Source organism: Halomonas sp. H2 (assembly GCF_050215315.1).
Taxonomy (GTDB): Bacteria; Pseudomonadota; Gammaproteobacteria; order Pseudomonadales; family Halomonadaceae; genus Vreelandella.
This window is the reverse complement of the sequence record NZ_CP189760.1, coordinates 2317250-2333428: the sequence shown is the minus strand read 5'-3', so window position 1 is coordinate 2333428 and position 16179 is coordinate 2317250. Positions and strand designations below refer to the sequence as shown.

The following is a 16179-nucleotide window of genomic DNA, read 5'->3' as shown; positions in this document are numbered from 1 at the left end:
TAAGTAATTGTTAACTGACGATGCCAAGGTCAATGGCCGTGCGGCGCAGTACTTCTCTCGCGGCGGTTTCTGCGGCGCTGGTATCACGGTTGCGAATGGCGTCAAGCACCTGACGGTGGCGCGCAAGGCTGTCGTCCAGGGTGTCGGTGCGGTATTGCGAGCGATGTATTAGCGCCATGATCGAAGGGCGCAATAAATGGCCCATTTGCCGCCAGACTAAATTGTGGCTGGCCCGGTAGGTGGCGTCGTGAAAGGCGACATCGTACTCGGCATGCTCAGTACGCGCTTCAACACTGCCTGCGCTGCTCTCCATGCCTGCATAGGCGCTCTCCAAACGTTCTATGTCTTCAGCCTGGGCTGCCTGGGCAGCGAGTCCTGCGACCACCGGTTCAGCAGAAAAACGAAAGGCGTAAATGGCCCTTACCAACTGTGGGTCAAGGTTGACCAGCCCGGTCATCCATTCGCTCATCAGTGGGTCGAGTAGATGCCAATCGCCCATCTCGCGAACCAGCGTGCCACGGCCCGCGGTGCGCTCTAATAGCCCCGCAGCGGTGAGGCTAGTGAGTGCGTTACGCACTTGGTTTCGGCTAACGGCAAAGTGTTTGCCGATATCCAGCTCACGGGGGAAAACATCGCCTGGCTGCCAGTGACCCGCTAGCAGTGCCCGAGCAAGCAGACGGGCTAACTGTTCAGCGCCCCCCTGATGGGGCGGTAGAGCGTCCAGCGTCATGGTGGCGTATCTCAGTAATAGCAGTATTCAAACTAGTTTATTAAATGTCTGACATTTCTACAAGCTGGTTGCTTTAGACATAAGTACGAGTGAACGACGCGCCCAGTTGCCCATGAGGCAGATATAAAAAATGGCGCACCTGGATTAGGCGCGCCATAGTGAGTATTGCTCCGTTGTTCTACAACTTAGCCAATATCCGCATGGGTGGGGAGTGATGCGTAAGCCCCGGGGCGGGTGACCGCATGGGCGCCGCAGCGGCAGGCGGTATCGACTGCACGGTGTAGAAATTCAGCATCGCTCTGCCAGTTTTCGTTGATGCCGTGGGCCGAGAGCTCGGCTAGTAGCCCACCAATAAAGGCATCGCCGCCGGCGGTAGTATCGACTGCTTCAACGTTGGGTGGTGCAATGCGTTGGTCGATACCGACGCCTTTCAGCACTACCTCGTTAGGGCCATCGGTAATCAAAATGACTTTAACGCCCGCCGCTAGCCGTTCTGAAAGCCACGACTCTGCAGGGTGATCGGCGCGCAAGTAGTCGAGTTCTTCCAGGGAGAGTTTGAGTAGCTCAGCGCTATCGAGCAACTGTGTTACCAAGCTTGCGTCTGCTTCACCATTTGGCCACAGGTTATGACGCAGATTGGCATCGACGCTGACCAGGCAGCCTGCGCGCTTGGCCATGGTGGCTATCGCCAGGGTAACGTCGGCGATCTCCGTGTCGGTCAGGCTGTTGCTGCATAGGTGCACAATAGCGGGGTTCTCAAAGACGCCCTGAGGTAAATGCTCAAGGCGGTAAAGTAGGTCAGCGGCGGGCGGGCGATAAAAATCAAAGGTACGCTCACCGACGTCATCCCGGGAAACGAACGCCAGCGCCGTGCGTGATTGCTTGGTGAACATTACGCCGCTGGTGTCTACGCCGTGGCTATCGAGCTCACGTACCAAAAAATGTCCAAACGTATCATCGCCCACCATGCCTAAAAACCGGCTGGGAACGCCAAGGCGTGCACAGGCGACGGCCACATTGGCGGGGGCGCCACCGGCGTAGGGTGTAAAGGTTTCCTGGGCATCCGTGGCGGCACCCAAGCGGCTGGAGAGCATATCAACCAGTGCTTCCCCAAAGGCGATAATTGGTGTCATCTATGGCTCCTTGCTTATAAATATTTCTTATTGTCAGGGACTAGAAAACTTCTTCGTTATGCAGCGCTTCGGCAGCGCCTAGCAGCCCCGTCCATGGTGCGGTCACCATCCACATGGGGATATCGGCGTTATAGGTGCCCATACGGCCTTTATTGACAAAGGCGGCGCGCAGCTCGCTTTTTGGCAGCCACTCAAGCAAGCGCGGGAGAATACCACCGCATAGATAAACTCCGCCCCTTGCGCCCATGGTAAGGGTGGCGTCGCCGCACACATCGCCAAGAATTTTTAGAAAGCGCAGCAGGGCAGTAGTGGCGAGGCTGTCACCTTCATTGGCCGCTGTGGTCACCTCTGCTGGGCTAGTTAAGTGCGGCTCAACTCCCTCAAGGGTGCAGTAGGCTTGATAAAGCTCCAATAACCCCTGACCGCATAAGATGCGTTCTACGCTCACCCGTTTGTGGCGTTGCAGAAATACATCCAGCAGTGCCTGCTCGGTACTGTCCGTGGGGGCAAAGGTGACGTGACCGCCTTCGGTGGGCAGCGGAATCCAGGCGTGTTGCCCAGGAAAGACCCCAGCAACGCCCAGTCCGGTGCCTGGGCCGATGATTAAGCGTGTGGAGTGCGCCTGGGTTTGCCCCGGCTGAACTTCGACCAAATCACTGGCTGCCACATGGGGGACGCCCAGCGCCTGGGCGGTAAAGTCGTTGATGACCTTGAATAGCGATAGATTCAACTGTTGCTGAACGTCACTTTTCAAAAAATCCCAATGGTTATTGGTCATTTTGACCCGTTCAGCGTGAACGGGGCAGGCGAAGGCTAAACACGCCTCTTGGGGCGCGTTGTCACCCGTGGCGCCCACGCGCCCCAGATAATCCTGCACCGCTTCCACGACGCCGGGGTAGTCGGCGCAGGGTAGGTTCAAGATATCGTGTGGGGTTATTTCACCGGGAGAGACCAGCGCCAAGCGTGCGTTGGTTCCCCCGATATCGCCGATGAGTGCCGGTCGCATCAGGCATCCTCTTCTGAGATTTGCCCCTGCTGACGGGCGAGATCATCGGCTTCAAAGCCACCGAATACACCAGCGCCTTCTTCACCGCGCATGGCCAGGTGGCGGAAGCCCCCAAACAGCTCGCGACCCAAGCCCACGTGGTAGTGATCCAGGTTGCCAATGGCCAGTTCCCGTTTAGCCCAGGTGGCGGGGTCGACTTTGGCTTCGAGCGTACCGGCGTTGGCATCCAGACGTACAATATCGCCATCACGCAGTTTGGCCAGCGGGCCGCCGTCCAGGGCTTCGGGGCTCATGTGAATGGAGGCGGGTACTTTGCCTGATGCACCCGACATGCGGCCATCGGTGACCAGTGCCACTTTAAAGCCACGATCCTGCAGCACGCCCAGGAAGGGGGTTAGCTTATGCAGCTCGGGCATGCCGTTGGCTTTGGGTCCCTGGAAGCGAACCACCACAATCACGTCGCGATCCAGCTCGCCAGATTCGAAGGAGGCCTTCATTTCGTTTTGATCTTCGAAGATCTTCACCGGCGCTTCTACCACGCGATGCTCTTCCGTCACTGCGGAGACCTTGATCACACCGCGACCCAGATTGCCTTTCATGACCGTCAAGCCACCCGTCGGCGCGAACGGTGTCGCTACCGGGCTGAGCACGTCTTCATCAAGGCTTTTTTCGGGGCCTTCGTGCCAAACGATTTTGCCATCTTCAAGGAACGGCTCTTGGGTGTAGGCGGTTAGGTCGGTGCCGAATACGGTGGGAATATCGCCGTGAATCAAGCCCGCGCCCAGCAGTTCGCGGAACAGGTAACTCATGCCGCCCGCTGCTTGGAAGTGGTTGATATCTGCCTGGCCGTTGGGGTAAACCCGCATCAGACTAGGCGTGACCGCCGAAAGATCGGTGAAATCGTCCCAGTTCAGGGTAATGCCCGCAGCGGCGGCCATGGCGATCAGGTGCATCGTGTGGTTGGTTGAACCACCGGAAGCCAGCAAGCCCACCACGGCGTTAACAATCGCGCGCTCATCAATCTGCTTATAGAACGGGCGGTAGTCGCCACCGGGTTCGGTGTTGCGGATCGCCTGCTCGGTGGCATAGCGCGTCAACGCTTCGCGCATTTCGGTGCCAGGGTTTACAAAAGAAGTGCCGGGCAGGTGTAGGCCCATCATCTCCATCATTAGCTGGTTGGAGTTGGCGGTGCCGTAGAACGTACAGGTGCCGGGGCTGTGGTAAGAGTCAGACTCGGCTTCGAGCAGCTCAGCGCGGCCGACCTTGCCCTCGGCATAGAGCTGGCGAATGCGCGCCTTCTCTTTATTGGGTAAGCCGCTGGGCATGGGGCCCGCGGGTACAAACATGGCGGGCAGGTGACCAAAGCGCGCCGCGCCAATAAACAGACCCGGCACGATCTTGTCGCACACGCCCAGATAAAGCGCGGCATCAAACATATTGTGCGAGAGGCCTACAGCGGTGGCCATGGCAATCACATCCCGGGAAAACAGCGATAGCTCCATGCCCGGCTGGCCCTGGGTGACACCGTCACACATGGCCGGAACGCCACCGGCAAACTGGGCGGTAGAACCCATGGCACTGGCGGCTGCTTTAATCGTTTCAGGAAACGTCTCAAACGGCTGGTGCGCCGAGAGCATATCGTTGTAGGACGAGATAATGCCCAGGTTGGCGCTATTCATTAGCTTGAGTTCGTTTTTATCACGCGGGTTACAGGCCGCGAAACCGTGAGCCAGGTTGCCGCAGCTTAGCTCAGCACGGTGCACGCCACGTTTGTGCTGGTCAGCCATGCGCCGCTCGTAGAGGGCGCGGCGCTCAGCAGAACGCTCACGAATGCGCTGGGTAACCTCAGCAACGGTGGGGTTTAACGTAGCAGGTGTTGAGCTCGGCATAGGGACCTCTGCATGATAGAGACGGTGAGTGAAGCTTGTAGTTATTTTACATTTTTTGGCGTCGAAATAAGAGACTTTACGGCAATAAAAACCACATTTGTAGTTTTATTACTCGAATGTGGGACGGTGCCTACCTGTGTATAAGCGCCCGGATAAAGCCATAAAAGTTAACAGGGTGGAAGACCTAGCGCTGAAATAGCAAGTATAGCACCCAGGCTTTTGCTACCATTTTGCGCATTAAGTTTGCTCATGCGATGACCTACCACTACTTCCGGAGCCAGTATGCACGCTATCGTTGACCAGATTCAGCCCGTTGACCTTCATGCTGGTGAGCAAGCGCGCCGCTACTTGGATACGTTGACCAAGCCGCCCGGCAGCTTGGGGGCTTTGGAGGATTTAGCCAGTCAGCTTAGCGCTATCACTGGCGAGCTTAAGCCTAGTGTTACGCCGCCAGCGGTGATTGTGTTTGCCGCCGACCACGGCGTGGCCGCAGAGGGCGTTTCAGCGTTCCCCCAGGAAGTGACCGAACAAATGGTGACTAATTTTGCCCAAGGTGGCGCGGCGATTAACGTCTTCGCCCGCCAGATTGATGCGCGTATTGAAGTGGTGGATGTTGGCGTTGCCTCAAGACTCTCGCTGCCGGGTGTTGTTGATGCCAAGGTGCGCGCAGGTACCGCCAATATGGTTCGTGAGGATGCCATGAGCCGCGCAGATGCGCTGGCGGCAATGGATGCTGGCATTACTGCCGTTGAGCGTGCCGCCAAGGCAGGGGCCAAGTGTATTATCGTTGGTGAAATGGGCATTGCGAACACCACTGCTAGCAGCGCCATGCTGGCAGTCTTGAGCGGAGACTCGGTGGCCAGTGTCGTGGGGGCTGGCACCGGGCTTAACCAGCAACAGCAGGCGCACAAAGTAGCGGTCATCGAACGCGCCATAAGTGCTCGCCAAGCTAAACCTCAAGACCCACTAGACGTGCTTGCCAAGCTAGGTGGGCTGGAAATTGCCGCCATGACAGGGGCATATTTAGCGGCGGCGGCGCAGCGGTTGCCCGCCATTGTCGATGGGTTTATTGCCACTGTGGCCGCATTAACCGCTTGCAGGCTATGCCCCGCAGTGCGCGGCTACCTAATTTTTGGCCACCGCTCCCAAGAGCCGGGGCACGATAGCGCGCTAATGGTACTAGCCGCTAAGCCGCTGCTCGATATGGGGATGCGGCTAGGCGAAGGCAGCGGCGCGGCACTGGCGCACCCACTGCTACAAGCGGCAACCGCCATGATGAAGGAGATGGCCACCTTTGCTAAAGCAGGCGTTAGCGGTAAAGCGGCCCCATGAGCCGGTCAGCAGCATTGCCGTTTGCCCAGCCGTTAACGCTGGTAAGAAGTGAACACTGCTTGGCGGTGCTGTCTGACGCGCCGTTACGCACGTTGAGCAGTGCGCTGGTGGGGGGAGGGCTGGGGGAGCGGTGCCACTTCGCTAATTTTCATGTGGACAACGGCTATGATAGCCATACGCCGAAAGCGGATTTAACGCGCTGGCTGGCAGCGCAGCAGTTGTCTCCTACGGCGGTCGCGATGATGACCGCCGTGCAGTTGCACAATGCCTGTATTGTCAGTGTCGCGCTGGATAAAACCCCGCATGGCGTGATGGCCCTAGTGACCGCCGGGGTAGGCAATGCTGTTGATATTAGCTTTTCAAGAGAAGCTGACCCCCGCTTAGCACTGCGTACCGCGCCAACGCCGGGCACCATTAACACCTTTCTGTTTGTTGCAGCGCATTTAACCGACGCTGCCTTCGTCAATGCTTCACTATCCGCGACAGAGGCTAAAGTTCAAGCATTGAGCGCGCGAGGTGTTAACGACCCTTATAGCGGCACGCCCGCAACCGGTACATCGACCGATAGTCTCGCCATTGCGGCCACGCAACGCGGCAACGCAACCCCTTATGCGGGGTCCGGCACCGAGGTGGGGCGGGCAATCGGTGAGGCGGTTTATCGAGCCACCCTTGGCGCACTCGCCAATTCACATAAAACCAGCTCACATCGAGCCAATTCATATAAGGAGCCGCAATGCTTGGGTTAACGTCGGTTACTTTCGTTGCCTTAGCCATTGTGGTTGATCTGGTAGTGGGCGACCCACGCTCGCTACCGCACCCGGTAGTGATTATCGGCCACGGAATTAGCCAGTTGGAACGGCGCTGGAACCAGGGGAGTGCAAAGCGCCGCCGACTATACGGCGGCTTATTGACCGCTATTATTGTGCTGGGCACCTTTGGCAGTGCATGGCTACTGCTAGCGCTGCTGACCTGGCTGCACCCCTGGCTGGGGGGAGCCGCCGGGCTTTGGCTACTGGCGACAACGCTAGCTATCAAAGGGTTAGCCGATGCTGCACGCGCCACCGCCATACCGCTGGCCCATGGCGACCTGGCAACCGCCCGTCAAGCACTCTCGATGGTAGTGGGGCGGGATACCGCCCATTTAGATGAAGCCGAGATCACCCGGGGTACGGTGGAAACCGTGGCAGAAAACACCGTTGATGGCATTACCGCACCGCTGTTTTTTGCCCTGATCGGCGGGGTGCCGTTAGCGTTGGCCTATAAGGCGGTGAATACCCTGGATTCGATGGTAGGCTACAAAAACCAGCGCTATGCCGATTTTGGTTTTGCCTCCGCGAAGCTGGACGACGTGGCCAATTGGATACCCGCACGCTTAACCGCGCTGTGTCTATGGCTCGCAGGCTTGTTATTAAGTCTTGCCGGTGTTTTACGATTGCGCTGGCAAGGCGCGCTGCGCGGCACCTGCCGCGATGCGCCGCGTCATCCCAGCCCTAACGCCGGTTGGCCGGAGGCCATGGTGGCAAGGCTGCTGGGCGTACAGTTAGGCGGCACCAATTTTTATCAGGGCGTAGCCTCTCACCGCGCGACCCTGGGCGAACCATTTGAGCAACTGCGTGTTGCCCATATCAGCACCACTCTTCGTTTAATGCACGGTGCCTGGATACTGTTTACGTTGCTGCTTGCTGGGGTAATGGCTGGATTGATGTTTATGCTGCGAGGAGCGCTATGAATACGCCCGCATGGCCCAGGCATGGTGGACAAGCCGAGGCGCTATTAGCCCACTTCGGTTTGCCAGCCGATCACCGACTGGAAGATTTTAGCGCTAATCTCAATCCTTTGGGGCCGCCTGCATGGGTGCGCGATTGGCTAACGAAGCAGCTGTCAGGCCTCGAACGTTACCCGGCGCCGGATTATTCCGCTGCCCGTCAGGCGATTGCCGCCCACCACCAAATCCAGCCCGAACAGGTGCTGCTGACCAACGGCGGCGCTGAGGCGATTTACCTCGCCGCCGCACTCTATGCAGGTAAGCAAGCGGCCATTGTTACTCCAAGCTTTGGCGAGTATGCCCGCGCTTGCCGCGCCTATCGACTTGTAATCACTGAGATCGCGCTGCCCGCGCCGCACTTCACGCTGGACATAGACGCGCTAATGGCTGGGCTTAACGACATCGATGTGCTGTTCCTATGCCGACCCAATAATCCGACCGCGACGCTTATCGATATTTCAGCAATGGAAAGCCTGTTGAATTACACCGCTGCGATTGGTTGCCGCGTTGTGGTCGACGAAGCCTTTATCGATATGGTGGGTGAGACGCTGGGCGAGACGTCACAAGAGTCGTCGTTGGCACCGCTACTAGCCCGCTACTCGCATCTCACGCTGCTGCACTCGATGACCAAGTTTTACACCCTACCGGGGCTACGGCTGGGATATATGCTGGCGGATGCCGCCACACTCCAAGCGGCAGAGATCCACCAGCCAGCGTGGAGTGTTAATCATTTGGCGGCTGAGCTGGTAGCGCCGTTGTTGGCGGACGGTGCCTTTTCCCGGCGCACTCAACGGTGGTTGGCCAGCGAGCGGCCACGCATGATGCAGGCGCTTACCGAGCTTGGGTTGGACGTGGTGCCCAGCCAGGCGTGTTTTTTTCTTATCCGCCCCAGTGCTGCGCAGGAAATTACCAGTGACGTGCTTTTTGAGAAGCTACTGCGCAGGGGTATTTTAGTACGTCATACCCACAATTTTTCTGGGCTCAATGGTGATTGGCTGCGAGTGGCGCTGCGCGACGAACCTGCCAATCGGCGGCTAGTCAATGTGCTGAAAAAGGTACTGCATGATTGCCTTCGTTAGTGGCGGCGCGCGTTCCGGCAAAAGTGGTATTGCCGAGCAGCAGGTAGTGGGCGCAGCGGGTAGCTCACCCTGTTACTACTTAGCGACCGCAGAAGTATACGACGAAGAGATGGCTGAGCGAGTGGTTCGCCACCAGCAAGCTAGGAACGGTCTCGGGCAAGCCGTTCGTTGGCTCACGCTAGAGGCGCCTGTGGATATAGATCAAGCGCTGGCCGAGGTGCCCGATGGCAGCGCGGTACTGCTGGACTGCTTAACGCTATGGGCCAGCCAAGTGCTATACGCCAGCAAGCTCAGCGAAGAGGAGGGCTTAGCGCTATTGGCCAATATGCTATCGGCGGCACGCGCGCGCAGCCTTTATTTAGTCGTTGTCTCAAACGACATCAACGAAACGCTGCCGCCCGCTGATACGCAAACCTGGCGCTATCTAGCCTTTCTACAGCGCGCCCACCGCTGGTTAGCTGGTGAAGCCGACTCGGTGCTAGAAGTGGTCGCGGGCTGTGCCATCGAATGGAAAAAAGACGGAAAGTTGCTGTGAAAGAAGGTGCTGTGAGAGAAGGTGCTGTGAAAGAAATTACGGTAAAAAATGTTCTGTTCGGTCTCGTTCTGGCGCTGCAGTTTCTGACTCGGATTCCGATACCCATTGCCGCTCCCTGGACGCCGGAGACACGCCGCTGGGCGGTGCGTGCCTATCCCGTGGTGGGTCTGTTGATCGGTAGCCTGTTAGCGCTGGTGGCACTCACCATGCACAATGTTCCCGCGCCAATCACCGCGCTGACGCTACTTAGCCTTTGGGTGGCGCTATCAGGCGGGCTGCATTTGGATGGCGTGATGGATATCGCCGATGCGCTGGGCAGCAACCAGCCGCTGGTGCGCCGTTGGGAGATCATCAAAGACCCGCAAATCGGCAGCTTTGGAATGCTGGCGCTGGTGTTCCTGCTCGCCTGGAAGGGTGTGCTGCTGTGGGCGTTTCTTACTTATAACGCGCCTTTATGGTGGCTGTTGATATTGCCTGCGCTAGGGCGCTGGGCGGGCGTTGCGTTGCTGGTGCTAACTCCCTGCGCTCAGCCGAAGGGGCTGGCCTGGAGCTGGCAGCAGTCGCTTAGCGGCCAAGACGTAGCGCTAGCACTCTTGCCTCTGGCATTGATCGCGCTGTTAGCTCCCGCAGTAGTGCTGATATGGCTAACGGTCACCGTTTTTGTGGTACTAATGCGCTGGCTTATGCTGCGCCTGTTTAACGGCATTAACGGCGATATGGTCGGTGCCACCATCGAAGGAGGAGAGCTTTGGCTACTGATCTTAGTGTGGAGCTGGTGGCAGTTCGTCACGGTATCACCGCTTGGAATTTAGAACGTCGCTATCAAGGCCAGCAGGATATTCCGCTACTGTTTCCCGATGCTGAAGTGGGGTTGCTGGCACTGCGTGACGCGCTGGCAGATGAGCGCTTTGATGCCATCTACTCAAGCGACTTAAACCGCTGCCAACAAACCTTGGAGTGGACTGAAGCAGCCAAAATGGGCATTCCATTAACGCTGGAGCCACGCCTTCGTGAACTGGATTTTGGCGAGTACGAGGGCAAGGTCTACGACGAGTTAAAAGAGTTACCTCACTACCGTGCTTGGGTCGATAGCGTCGGCGAGCTGCAAATCCCCGGCGGCGAATCGGCGGCCCAACTGCGTGCGCGCCTGGATGCTTGGCTACATGATCTGGCGCTTAACGCTCGAGCCGATGGCCACAGCAAGATTCTAGCCGCTACCCATGGCGGCGTGATTCGTGAACTACGCCGTCGTTTTGAAACCATTCACTTCTGGGACGGTACCGTGCTGCAGGCTCAAGGTAGACGTTGGCAGCTTATTTACCAGAAAAACGCACAAGGCAAAGAGGAATGGCAATGCAGCTCTTCATCGGCGGTGCCTGCGCTGGCAAACGTGACGCCGTAGCCGCACGCTTTCCCGGCGCTGTATGGCACCGGCTCGCGCCGGAACAGCGGCTGCATGAGTGCCTGCAAACGCTCGTAGCCGACACGCCGCTGGTGATAACCGGCGTGCTTGAGTGGCTGGAAGCCGCTTTAGCAAGCACGCAAAACGACCTCCTACGCCAACAGTGGCAGGATGATATGGCACGGCTCTGCCAGCACTCCGACCAGCTAAACGCGCCGTTAATGATCATCGCCACCGAAGTCGGTCGTGGGGTTGTTCCCATGCAGCCCGAGCAGCGCCGCCTGCGTGATCTAAACGGCTGGTTCAGTCAAGACGCCACGGCTCAGGCTGACCAAGTGTGGTATGTGCGTCATGGGTTGGTAATGGCGGTTAAGTAGCCATTAGATTCAATGCTGAGCGGCTTCATACCGCCTCTCAATTGACCGACCCCCAACAAGTTGCTAGTTTACGCCCACTCTCAGGTGCTGGCGGTGTATAAAGCCGCTAGTGAAACGGGAAGTTGGTGAGCGCCTCGCGTGATTCCAACGCTGCCCCCGCAACGGTAATCGAGATAAGAACGGCTATAAAACGCCACTGTGCTGACGCACGGGAAGGTGGTCGTTCGGAAGGAGTGCCGCTTTTTTTAGCGGCCCCTTACGCTCGTTAGCCCGGAGACCGGCCCGAGAGTGACGGTTCAACAGAACCGATACATGCCGAGACGCGGTGGGCGCTCTCAGGGTGGTGAATGGTGGTGCGATATAATCGTGCAATACAGCCGTTACTCCCTTGTTTCGCCCTACGATCGGTCAAAAAAACTGCGTTGTGCGGGTGAGTACGACGAGCAAGGGATCCTTCATGAATTACCGTTTCCACACTACCGCCAAACGGGCGGCGTTTAGTATGGCTGCTTTGCCGCTAGCCTTTCACATCCAAGCCGAAGCCCAATACGCCGAAGCAACGACCGATTTAGCCACGCTTGATCCTGTCGTCGTTACCGCTACGTTAGCGCCCCGCACCGCCAATGAAAGCCTTTCTTCCGTTAGCGTGCTGGATGAAGCCACTTTCCGCCGCCAAGACCCCACCAGCCTGACCGATCTTCTGCGCGGCCAGCCGGGCGTTGATGTCACGAGTAACGGTAGTTTTGGGAAAAGCAGCAGCGTTTACCTGCGTGGTGCGCCCAGCGATGCCTCCGTGCTAATGATTGATGGCATTCGCCTGCGCTCTGCCACGGCGGGCGGTGCCGCGTTTCAGTATTTAGACCCGCGTATGTTTGATCGCGCGGAAATCGTGCGCGGCCCGCGCGGTAGCCTTTACGGTGCAGATGCGGTCGGTGGGGTGATTCAACTTTTTACCTCTGATGGTGACGAAGAGGGGCCGCAGCCTCGAATTTCAGTCGGTGGTGGTTCATTCAATACCCAGCGACTAAGCGCAGGCGTTTCTGGGCGTGAGGGAGGTACGCGCTACAGCTTTGCCGCTAGCCACTTCAATACCGATGGTCAGCCCATTCGCCAGGGTGGTGAAGATAAAGGCTACGACAACACTTCTGCTCTTGCCCGCGTTGCGCATACCTTTGATAGCGGCGCAGAAGTTGGCGTGCTGGCACTACGCGCTCGCGGTAACAACGAATATGACGGTGGTGAGAATGACTTTGTTCAGCAGGTGGCGGGCATTTACGGCGAGTTGCCGGTAACCGATACATGGCGGAGTCGCCTAACCCTTAGCGAAGCCCGCGATGAGCTGGACACGATTGATAATTTTGGCAGCTCGGTGATTGATACCCGCACCCAAACCGCTCGCTGGCAGAACAATTTTCAGTTTGGCGCCCATGAGTTAATCGCTGGGGCGGAAATCAGCGAAGAGCGCGTTTCAAGCACCAATGACTTCGACGTCACCAGTCGCGATAACACAGCTGTGTTTACCCAAGGGCTGCTCGACTTCTCTCCGTTCGCCATTCAAGCAAGCCTGCGTTACGACGACAACGAAGCCTACGGCGATGAAGTTACCGGTAGCGTGGCGCTAGGCTACGATCTAAATAACTACCACACGCTGCGCGCCAGCGTAGGCACTGCGTTTAAAGCGCCGAGTTTTAATGACCTCTATTGGCCAAATTCCGGCAACCCTGATCTCAACCCGGAGAAGTCTAAAACCGTTGAAGTGGGCATTCGTGGCCAATACAACCAGTGGTTCTGGGACTTGGCCGCCTTCCAAAACGACTACGATGACCTGATTGCCTGGGCACCGACGTCGAGTGGCTTATGGGCGCCGCAAAACGTCAACAATGCGCGTATACGCGGTGCCGAGCTATCAAGTGGTGTCGAGGTCAACGACTGGAAACTCCAAGCCGCCTTTACCTACCTAGATCCTAAAGATCAGGATACCGGCAATCGATTAGCCCGCCGTGCCACCCAAAGTGTGCGCCTGGATGCCGATCGCGAGCTTGGCGATTGGTCGGTAGGCGGTTCGTTAGTGGCACAGAATCACCGCTATGATAACGCTGCCAATACCCAGCGATTAGGCGGTTATGGGCTGGTTAACCTGCGTGCGGGCTGGCAGCTTGCGCCGCTCTGGAGCGCTCGTGTTACGGTAGAAAACGCCTTCGATAAAGAGTACTCAACCACCCGTGACTACATCAACGCAGGCCGAGCAGGCTTCTTGAGTGTTCATTTTGGTCAATAGAAAACGTGGTTTAGCGCGCGGGGCCCTGGGCCTCGCGTTGCTATTGATGGCAATGGTGGCACCGGCACACGACCACGCGCGCTGCGCCGTGGATGATCTTGACCGTGAGGTCTGCCTTTACAACGCTGCTCAGCGCATTGCCACGCTCTCGCCTGGGGCAACCGAACTGACCTATGCCGCTGGTGCGGGTGGACAGGTGGCCGCGATCGTTTCATATAGCGACTATCCGCCGGAAGCCAAAGAAGTTGCCTCAGTGGGCAGCCACACCCGAATTGACCTAGAAAAGCTGGTGGGCTTGGCACCCGATTTAGTCATTGGCTGGGTAACCGGCAACCCAGCGGAACAGCTTGAAACCCTCGAAGCCTTGGGCATGCCGGTGTTCTATATAGAGCCTCGCGATATGGATGGCGTGGCCAGCGCCATCGAACGCTTGGCTCGGCTGGCGGGAACGGAAGTGGCCGGGCAGGCGGTGGCTGATAATTTCCGTACGACCATGAACGCCCTTGAAGAGCGCTATCGAGATCGCGAACCTGTGCCGACCTTCTACCAAGTATGGGACGAGCCGCTAATGAGTGTTAACAACCAGCACCTTATCGGTCAGGTGGTTGAGATTTGTGGCGGTAAGAATGTGTTTGGCGAACAGGCACGCCTGGTGCCGCGTATCGGTGATGAAGCCGTGCTGACGGCGAATCCTGAAGCGATTGTTGCCGGGGGAATGGGCGAAGAGAACCGCCACTGGCTGACCCACTGGGAGCAGTACCCCAACTTGAAAGCGGTTGCGGAAGATAATCTCTTCTTTGTGCCGCCTTCACTGATTCAGCGGCCCACGCCGCGTCTGATGGAGGGCACACAACTCCTTTGTGAAAAGCTCGACATCGCCCGCCAAAAACGTGAGCGCAGCTAATGCTAGCGCGCTTGGGTCTCCCGCTTAGTCTGCTATTACTAGCGGCGTTGGCAGCGCTACTCTTAGCGCTTGGCGTCGGCAGCGCGCAGATTTCTCCTGCGCAAATTTGGGACTTGTTGCAAGGCGAAGGCGATGCACTGGCGCGGACCATGGTGATGGAGCTGCGTTTGCCTAGGGCGCTATCGGCGTTTGCGGTGGGCGGTTTGTTGGCGGTAGCCGGTGCGCTAATGCAGGTGCTATTGCGTAACCCTCTTGCGGACCCATACGTGCTGGGCCTTTCCGGCGGCGCTTCCATTGGCGCACTGGCCGCGATGCTCGGTGGGTTAGGCGGGCTGGCGATTTCAAGTTCGGCGTTTGGCGGTGCGCTATTTTCGACGTTTTTAGTCTTCGGTTTGGCCCATGGCAGCGGCGGCTGGACGCCTTCGCGGCTGCTGCTCACCGGCGTCGTCGTTGCCGCGGGGTGGGGCGCAGTGATTACGCTGATGCTGGCGTTAAGCCCCGCCGAGCGCCTGCCGGGCATGCTCTACTGGCTAATGGGCGATCTCTCCTACTCGCGCACGCCTTGGCCGCCGCTACTGCTATTGCTGGCCACCTGCGTAGTGCTGGTTCCGTTGGGGCGTAGCCTGAATGTGCTAGCCCGGGGCCCGCAGCAAGCCGCCGCGCTGGGCGTGGCGGTTCGGCCGTTGGAGTGGTGTATCTACGTTGCCGCTAGTTTACTTACCGCCGCTGCAGTCACCACGGCTGGCAGCATTGGGTTTGTCGGTTTAGTGGTGCCGCACATGCTGCGCTTGCTGCTAGGCAACGACCAGCGGCTGATACTGCCCGCCTGCGCACTGGCGGGCGGCACGCTGTTAGTGCTGGCCGATACCCTGGCGCGCACCATGATCGCCCCGGAACAGCTGCCCGTTGGGGTAATCACCGCGCTATTGGGTGTACCCACCTTCCTGTTCCTGCTCTACCGGAGCCGCTGATGAGCGTACTGGCTACCTGCGATCTCATCATCGATGTGCCGGGCCGCGAAGGCGGCACCCCGCTTAATATAACCATCGAGCCAGGGCAGGTGTGGGGTGTGTTAGGGCCTAACGGGGCGGGTAAAACGACGCTATTACATACCTTAGCCGGGCTTCATGCGCCGCGTTCAGGCAGCGTTCAGCTTAACGATTCAGCGCTTGGTCAACTGCGCCGCCGCCATGTCGCTCAGCGTTTGGGGTTGGTGTTTCAAGACCGCCAGGATGGCTTTCCCGCGACCGTGCTGGAAACCGCGCTGATTGGTCGTCACCCTTATCTATCGCCGTGGCAGATGGAGGGCGCCGATGACTATGCCCGCGCGGAAGCCGCCCTTGAGCGCATGGATGTAGCGCATCTACGCGACCGTTTAGCCAGCACGCTTTCCGGTGGCGAGCGCCAGCGGGTGGCGATTGCCACAGTGCTCACTCAGGCGCCCAATGTGTGGCTTGCTGATGAACCGACGAATCACCTTGACCTTCATCACCAGAGTGCTGTGATGGCGCTGATGGCAGAACAGGCTGCCCAGGGCCAGGCGGTCATCATGTGTTTACACGATTTAAACCTGGCTGCCCGCTGGTGCGACCATATTTTGCTGCTCTACCCCAATGGCGAGGCGTACTGGGGGTTAAGAGACAACATGCTGGTGCCGAGTGCGTTAGAAAGCCTTTACCGCCAAAAACTAGCGGTGGTGGAGGTCGATGGCGCGCCGGTTTTTGTGCCAATTAAATAGAGAGAGTAACG

Annotated in this window: 16 protein-coding genes and 1 riboswitch; of the genes, 12 read left to right on the top strand and 4 right to left on the bottom strand. The window is 58.2% G+C overall.

Annotated elements, in window-relative coordinates; all coding sequences use genetic code 11:
- Positions 1-10 precede the first annotated feature (10 nt).
- The 4 genes from ACQE2I_RS10875 to edd form a co-directional block, all read right to left on the bottom strand.
- Positions 11-730: a FadR/GntR family transcriptional regulator gene (locus ACQE2I_RS10875; RefSeq protein WP_427028127.1), complete on the bottom strand. Its 720-nt coding sequence runs from the start codon at positions 728-730 to the stop codon at positions 11-13.
- 185 nt (positions 731-915) lie between these two features.
- Complete coding sequence (locus ACQE2I_RS10870; protein ID WP_427028126.1) at positions 916-1863, bottom strand: carbohydrate kinase family protein; 948 nt, start codon at positions 1861-1863, stop codon at positions 916-918.
- A gap of 40 nt (positions 1864-1903) precedes the next feature.
- Positions 1904-2869: a glucokinase gene (gene glk / locus ACQE2I_RS10865; RefSeq protein ID WP_427028125.1), complete on the bottom strand. Its 966-nt coding sequence runs from the start codon at positions 2867-2869 to the stop codon at positions 1904-1906.
- A complete protein-coding gene (gene edd, locus ACQE2I_RS10860; protein ID WP_427028124.1) occupies positions 2869-4758 on the bottom strand; it encodes a phosphogluconate dehydratase in 1890 nt (629 codons plus the stop codon). The genes glk and edd overlap by 1 nt, the downstream gene beginning before the upstream one ends.
- Positions 4759-5040: 282 nt before the next feature.
- On the opposite strand from edd, the gene cobT reads away from it, so the two are divergent.
- From cobT to ACQE2I_RS10800, 12 genes are all read left to right on the top strand, one after another.
- Positions 5041-6090: a nicotinate-nucleotide--dimethylbenzimidazole phosphoribosyltransferase gene (cobT, locus tag ACQE2I_RS10855; protein ID WP_427028123.1), complete on the top strand. Its 1050-nt coding sequence runs from the start codon at positions 5041-5043 to the stop codon at positions 6088-6090.
- Complete coding sequence (locus ACQE2I_RS10850) at positions 6087-6836, top strand: adenosylcobinamide amidohydrolase (protein ID WP_427028122.1); 750 nt, start codon at positions 6087-6089, stop codon at positions 6834-6836. Before cobT ends, ACQE2I_RS10850 begins: the two co-directional genes overlap by 4 nt.
- Complete coding sequence (gene cbiB, locus ACQE2I_RS10845; protein ID WP_427028121.1) at positions 6824-7819, top strand: adenosylcobinamide-phosphate synthase CbiB; 996 nt, start codon at positions 6824-6826, stop codon at positions 7817-7819. The genes ACQE2I_RS10850 and cbiB overlap by 13 nt, the downstream gene beginning before the upstream one ends.
- Positions 7816-8934, top strand: a complete 1119-nt coding sequence (cobD, locus tag ACQE2I_RS10840; RefSeq protein WP_427028120.1) for a threonine-phosphate decarboxylase CobD — start codon at positions 7816-7818, stop codon at positions 8932-8934. The genes cbiB and cobD overlap by 4 nt, the downstream gene beginning before the upstream one ends.
- The gene (locus tag ACQE2I_RS10835) at positions 8918-9469 is read left to right on the top strand and encodes a bifunctional adenosylcobinamide kinase/adenosylcobinamide-phosphate guanylyltransferase (protein ID WP_427028119.1); all 552 of its coding nucleotides are present in this window, start codon (positions 8918-8920) and stop codon (positions 9467-9469) included. Before cobD ends, ACQE2I_RS10835 begins: the two co-directional genes overlap by 17 nt.
- Before the next feature lie 26 nt (positions 9470-9495).
- Positions 9496-10281 carry an adenosylcobinamide-GDP ribazoletransferase gene (cobS, locus tag ACQE2I_RS10830; protein WP_427028118.1) on the top strand — a complete coding sequence of 262 codons (786 nt, stop codon included), beginning with the start codon at positions 9496-9498 and terminating at the stop codon, positions 10279-10281.
- On the top strand, positions 10218-10871 hold the full coding sequence (locus ACQE2I_RS10825) for a histidine phosphatase family protein (protein WP_427028117.1): 654 nt from the start codon (positions 10218-10220) through the stop codon (positions 10869-10871). The genes cobS and ACQE2I_RS10825 overlap by 64 nt, the downstream gene beginning before the upstream one ends.
- Entirely contained in the window at positions 10823-11248 is a 426-nt protein-coding gene (locus ACQE2I_RS10820) for a bifunctional adenosylcobinamide kinase/adenosylcobinamide-phosphate guanylyltransferase (RefSeq protein ID WP_427028116.1), read from the top strand. Before ACQE2I_RS10825 ends, ACQE2I_RS10820 begins: the two co-directional genes overlap by 49 nt.
- A 65-nt stretch (positions 11249-11313) precedes the next feature.
- A riboswitch (cobalamin riboswitch) is annotated at positions 11314-11548 on the top strand.
- A gap of 157 nt (positions 11549-11705) precedes the next feature.
- Positions 11706-13526 carry a TonB-dependent receptor domain-containing protein gene (locus ACQE2I_RS10815; protein WP_427028115.1) on the top strand — a complete coding sequence of 607 codons (1821 nt, stop codon included), beginning with the start codon at positions 11706-11708 and terminating at the stop codon, positions 13524-13526.
- The gene (locus tag ACQE2I_RS10810; RefSeq protein ID WP_427028114.1) at positions 13507-14430 is read left to right on the top strand and encodes a cobalamin-binding protein; all 924 of its coding nucleotides are present in this window, start codon (positions 13507-13509) and stop codon (positions 14428-14430) included. The genes ACQE2I_RS10815 and ACQE2I_RS10810 overlap by 20 nt, the downstream gene beginning before the upstream one ends.
- Complete coding sequence (locus ACQE2I_RS10805) at positions 14430-15401, top strand: FecCD family ABC transporter permease (RefSeq protein WP_427028113.1); 972 nt, start codon at positions 14430-14432, stop codon at positions 15399-15401. Before ACQE2I_RS10810 ends, ACQE2I_RS10805 begins: the two co-directional genes overlap by 1 nt.
- The gene (locus ACQE2I_RS10800; protein ID WP_427028112.1) at positions 15401-16168 is read left to right on the top strand and encodes an ABC transporter ATP-binding protein; all 768 of its coding nucleotides are present in this window, start codon (positions 15401-15403) and stop codon (positions 16166-16168) included. The genes ACQE2I_RS10805 and ACQE2I_RS10800 overlap by 1 nt, the downstream gene beginning before the upstream one ends.
- Positions 16169-16179: the final 11 nt, after the last annotated feature.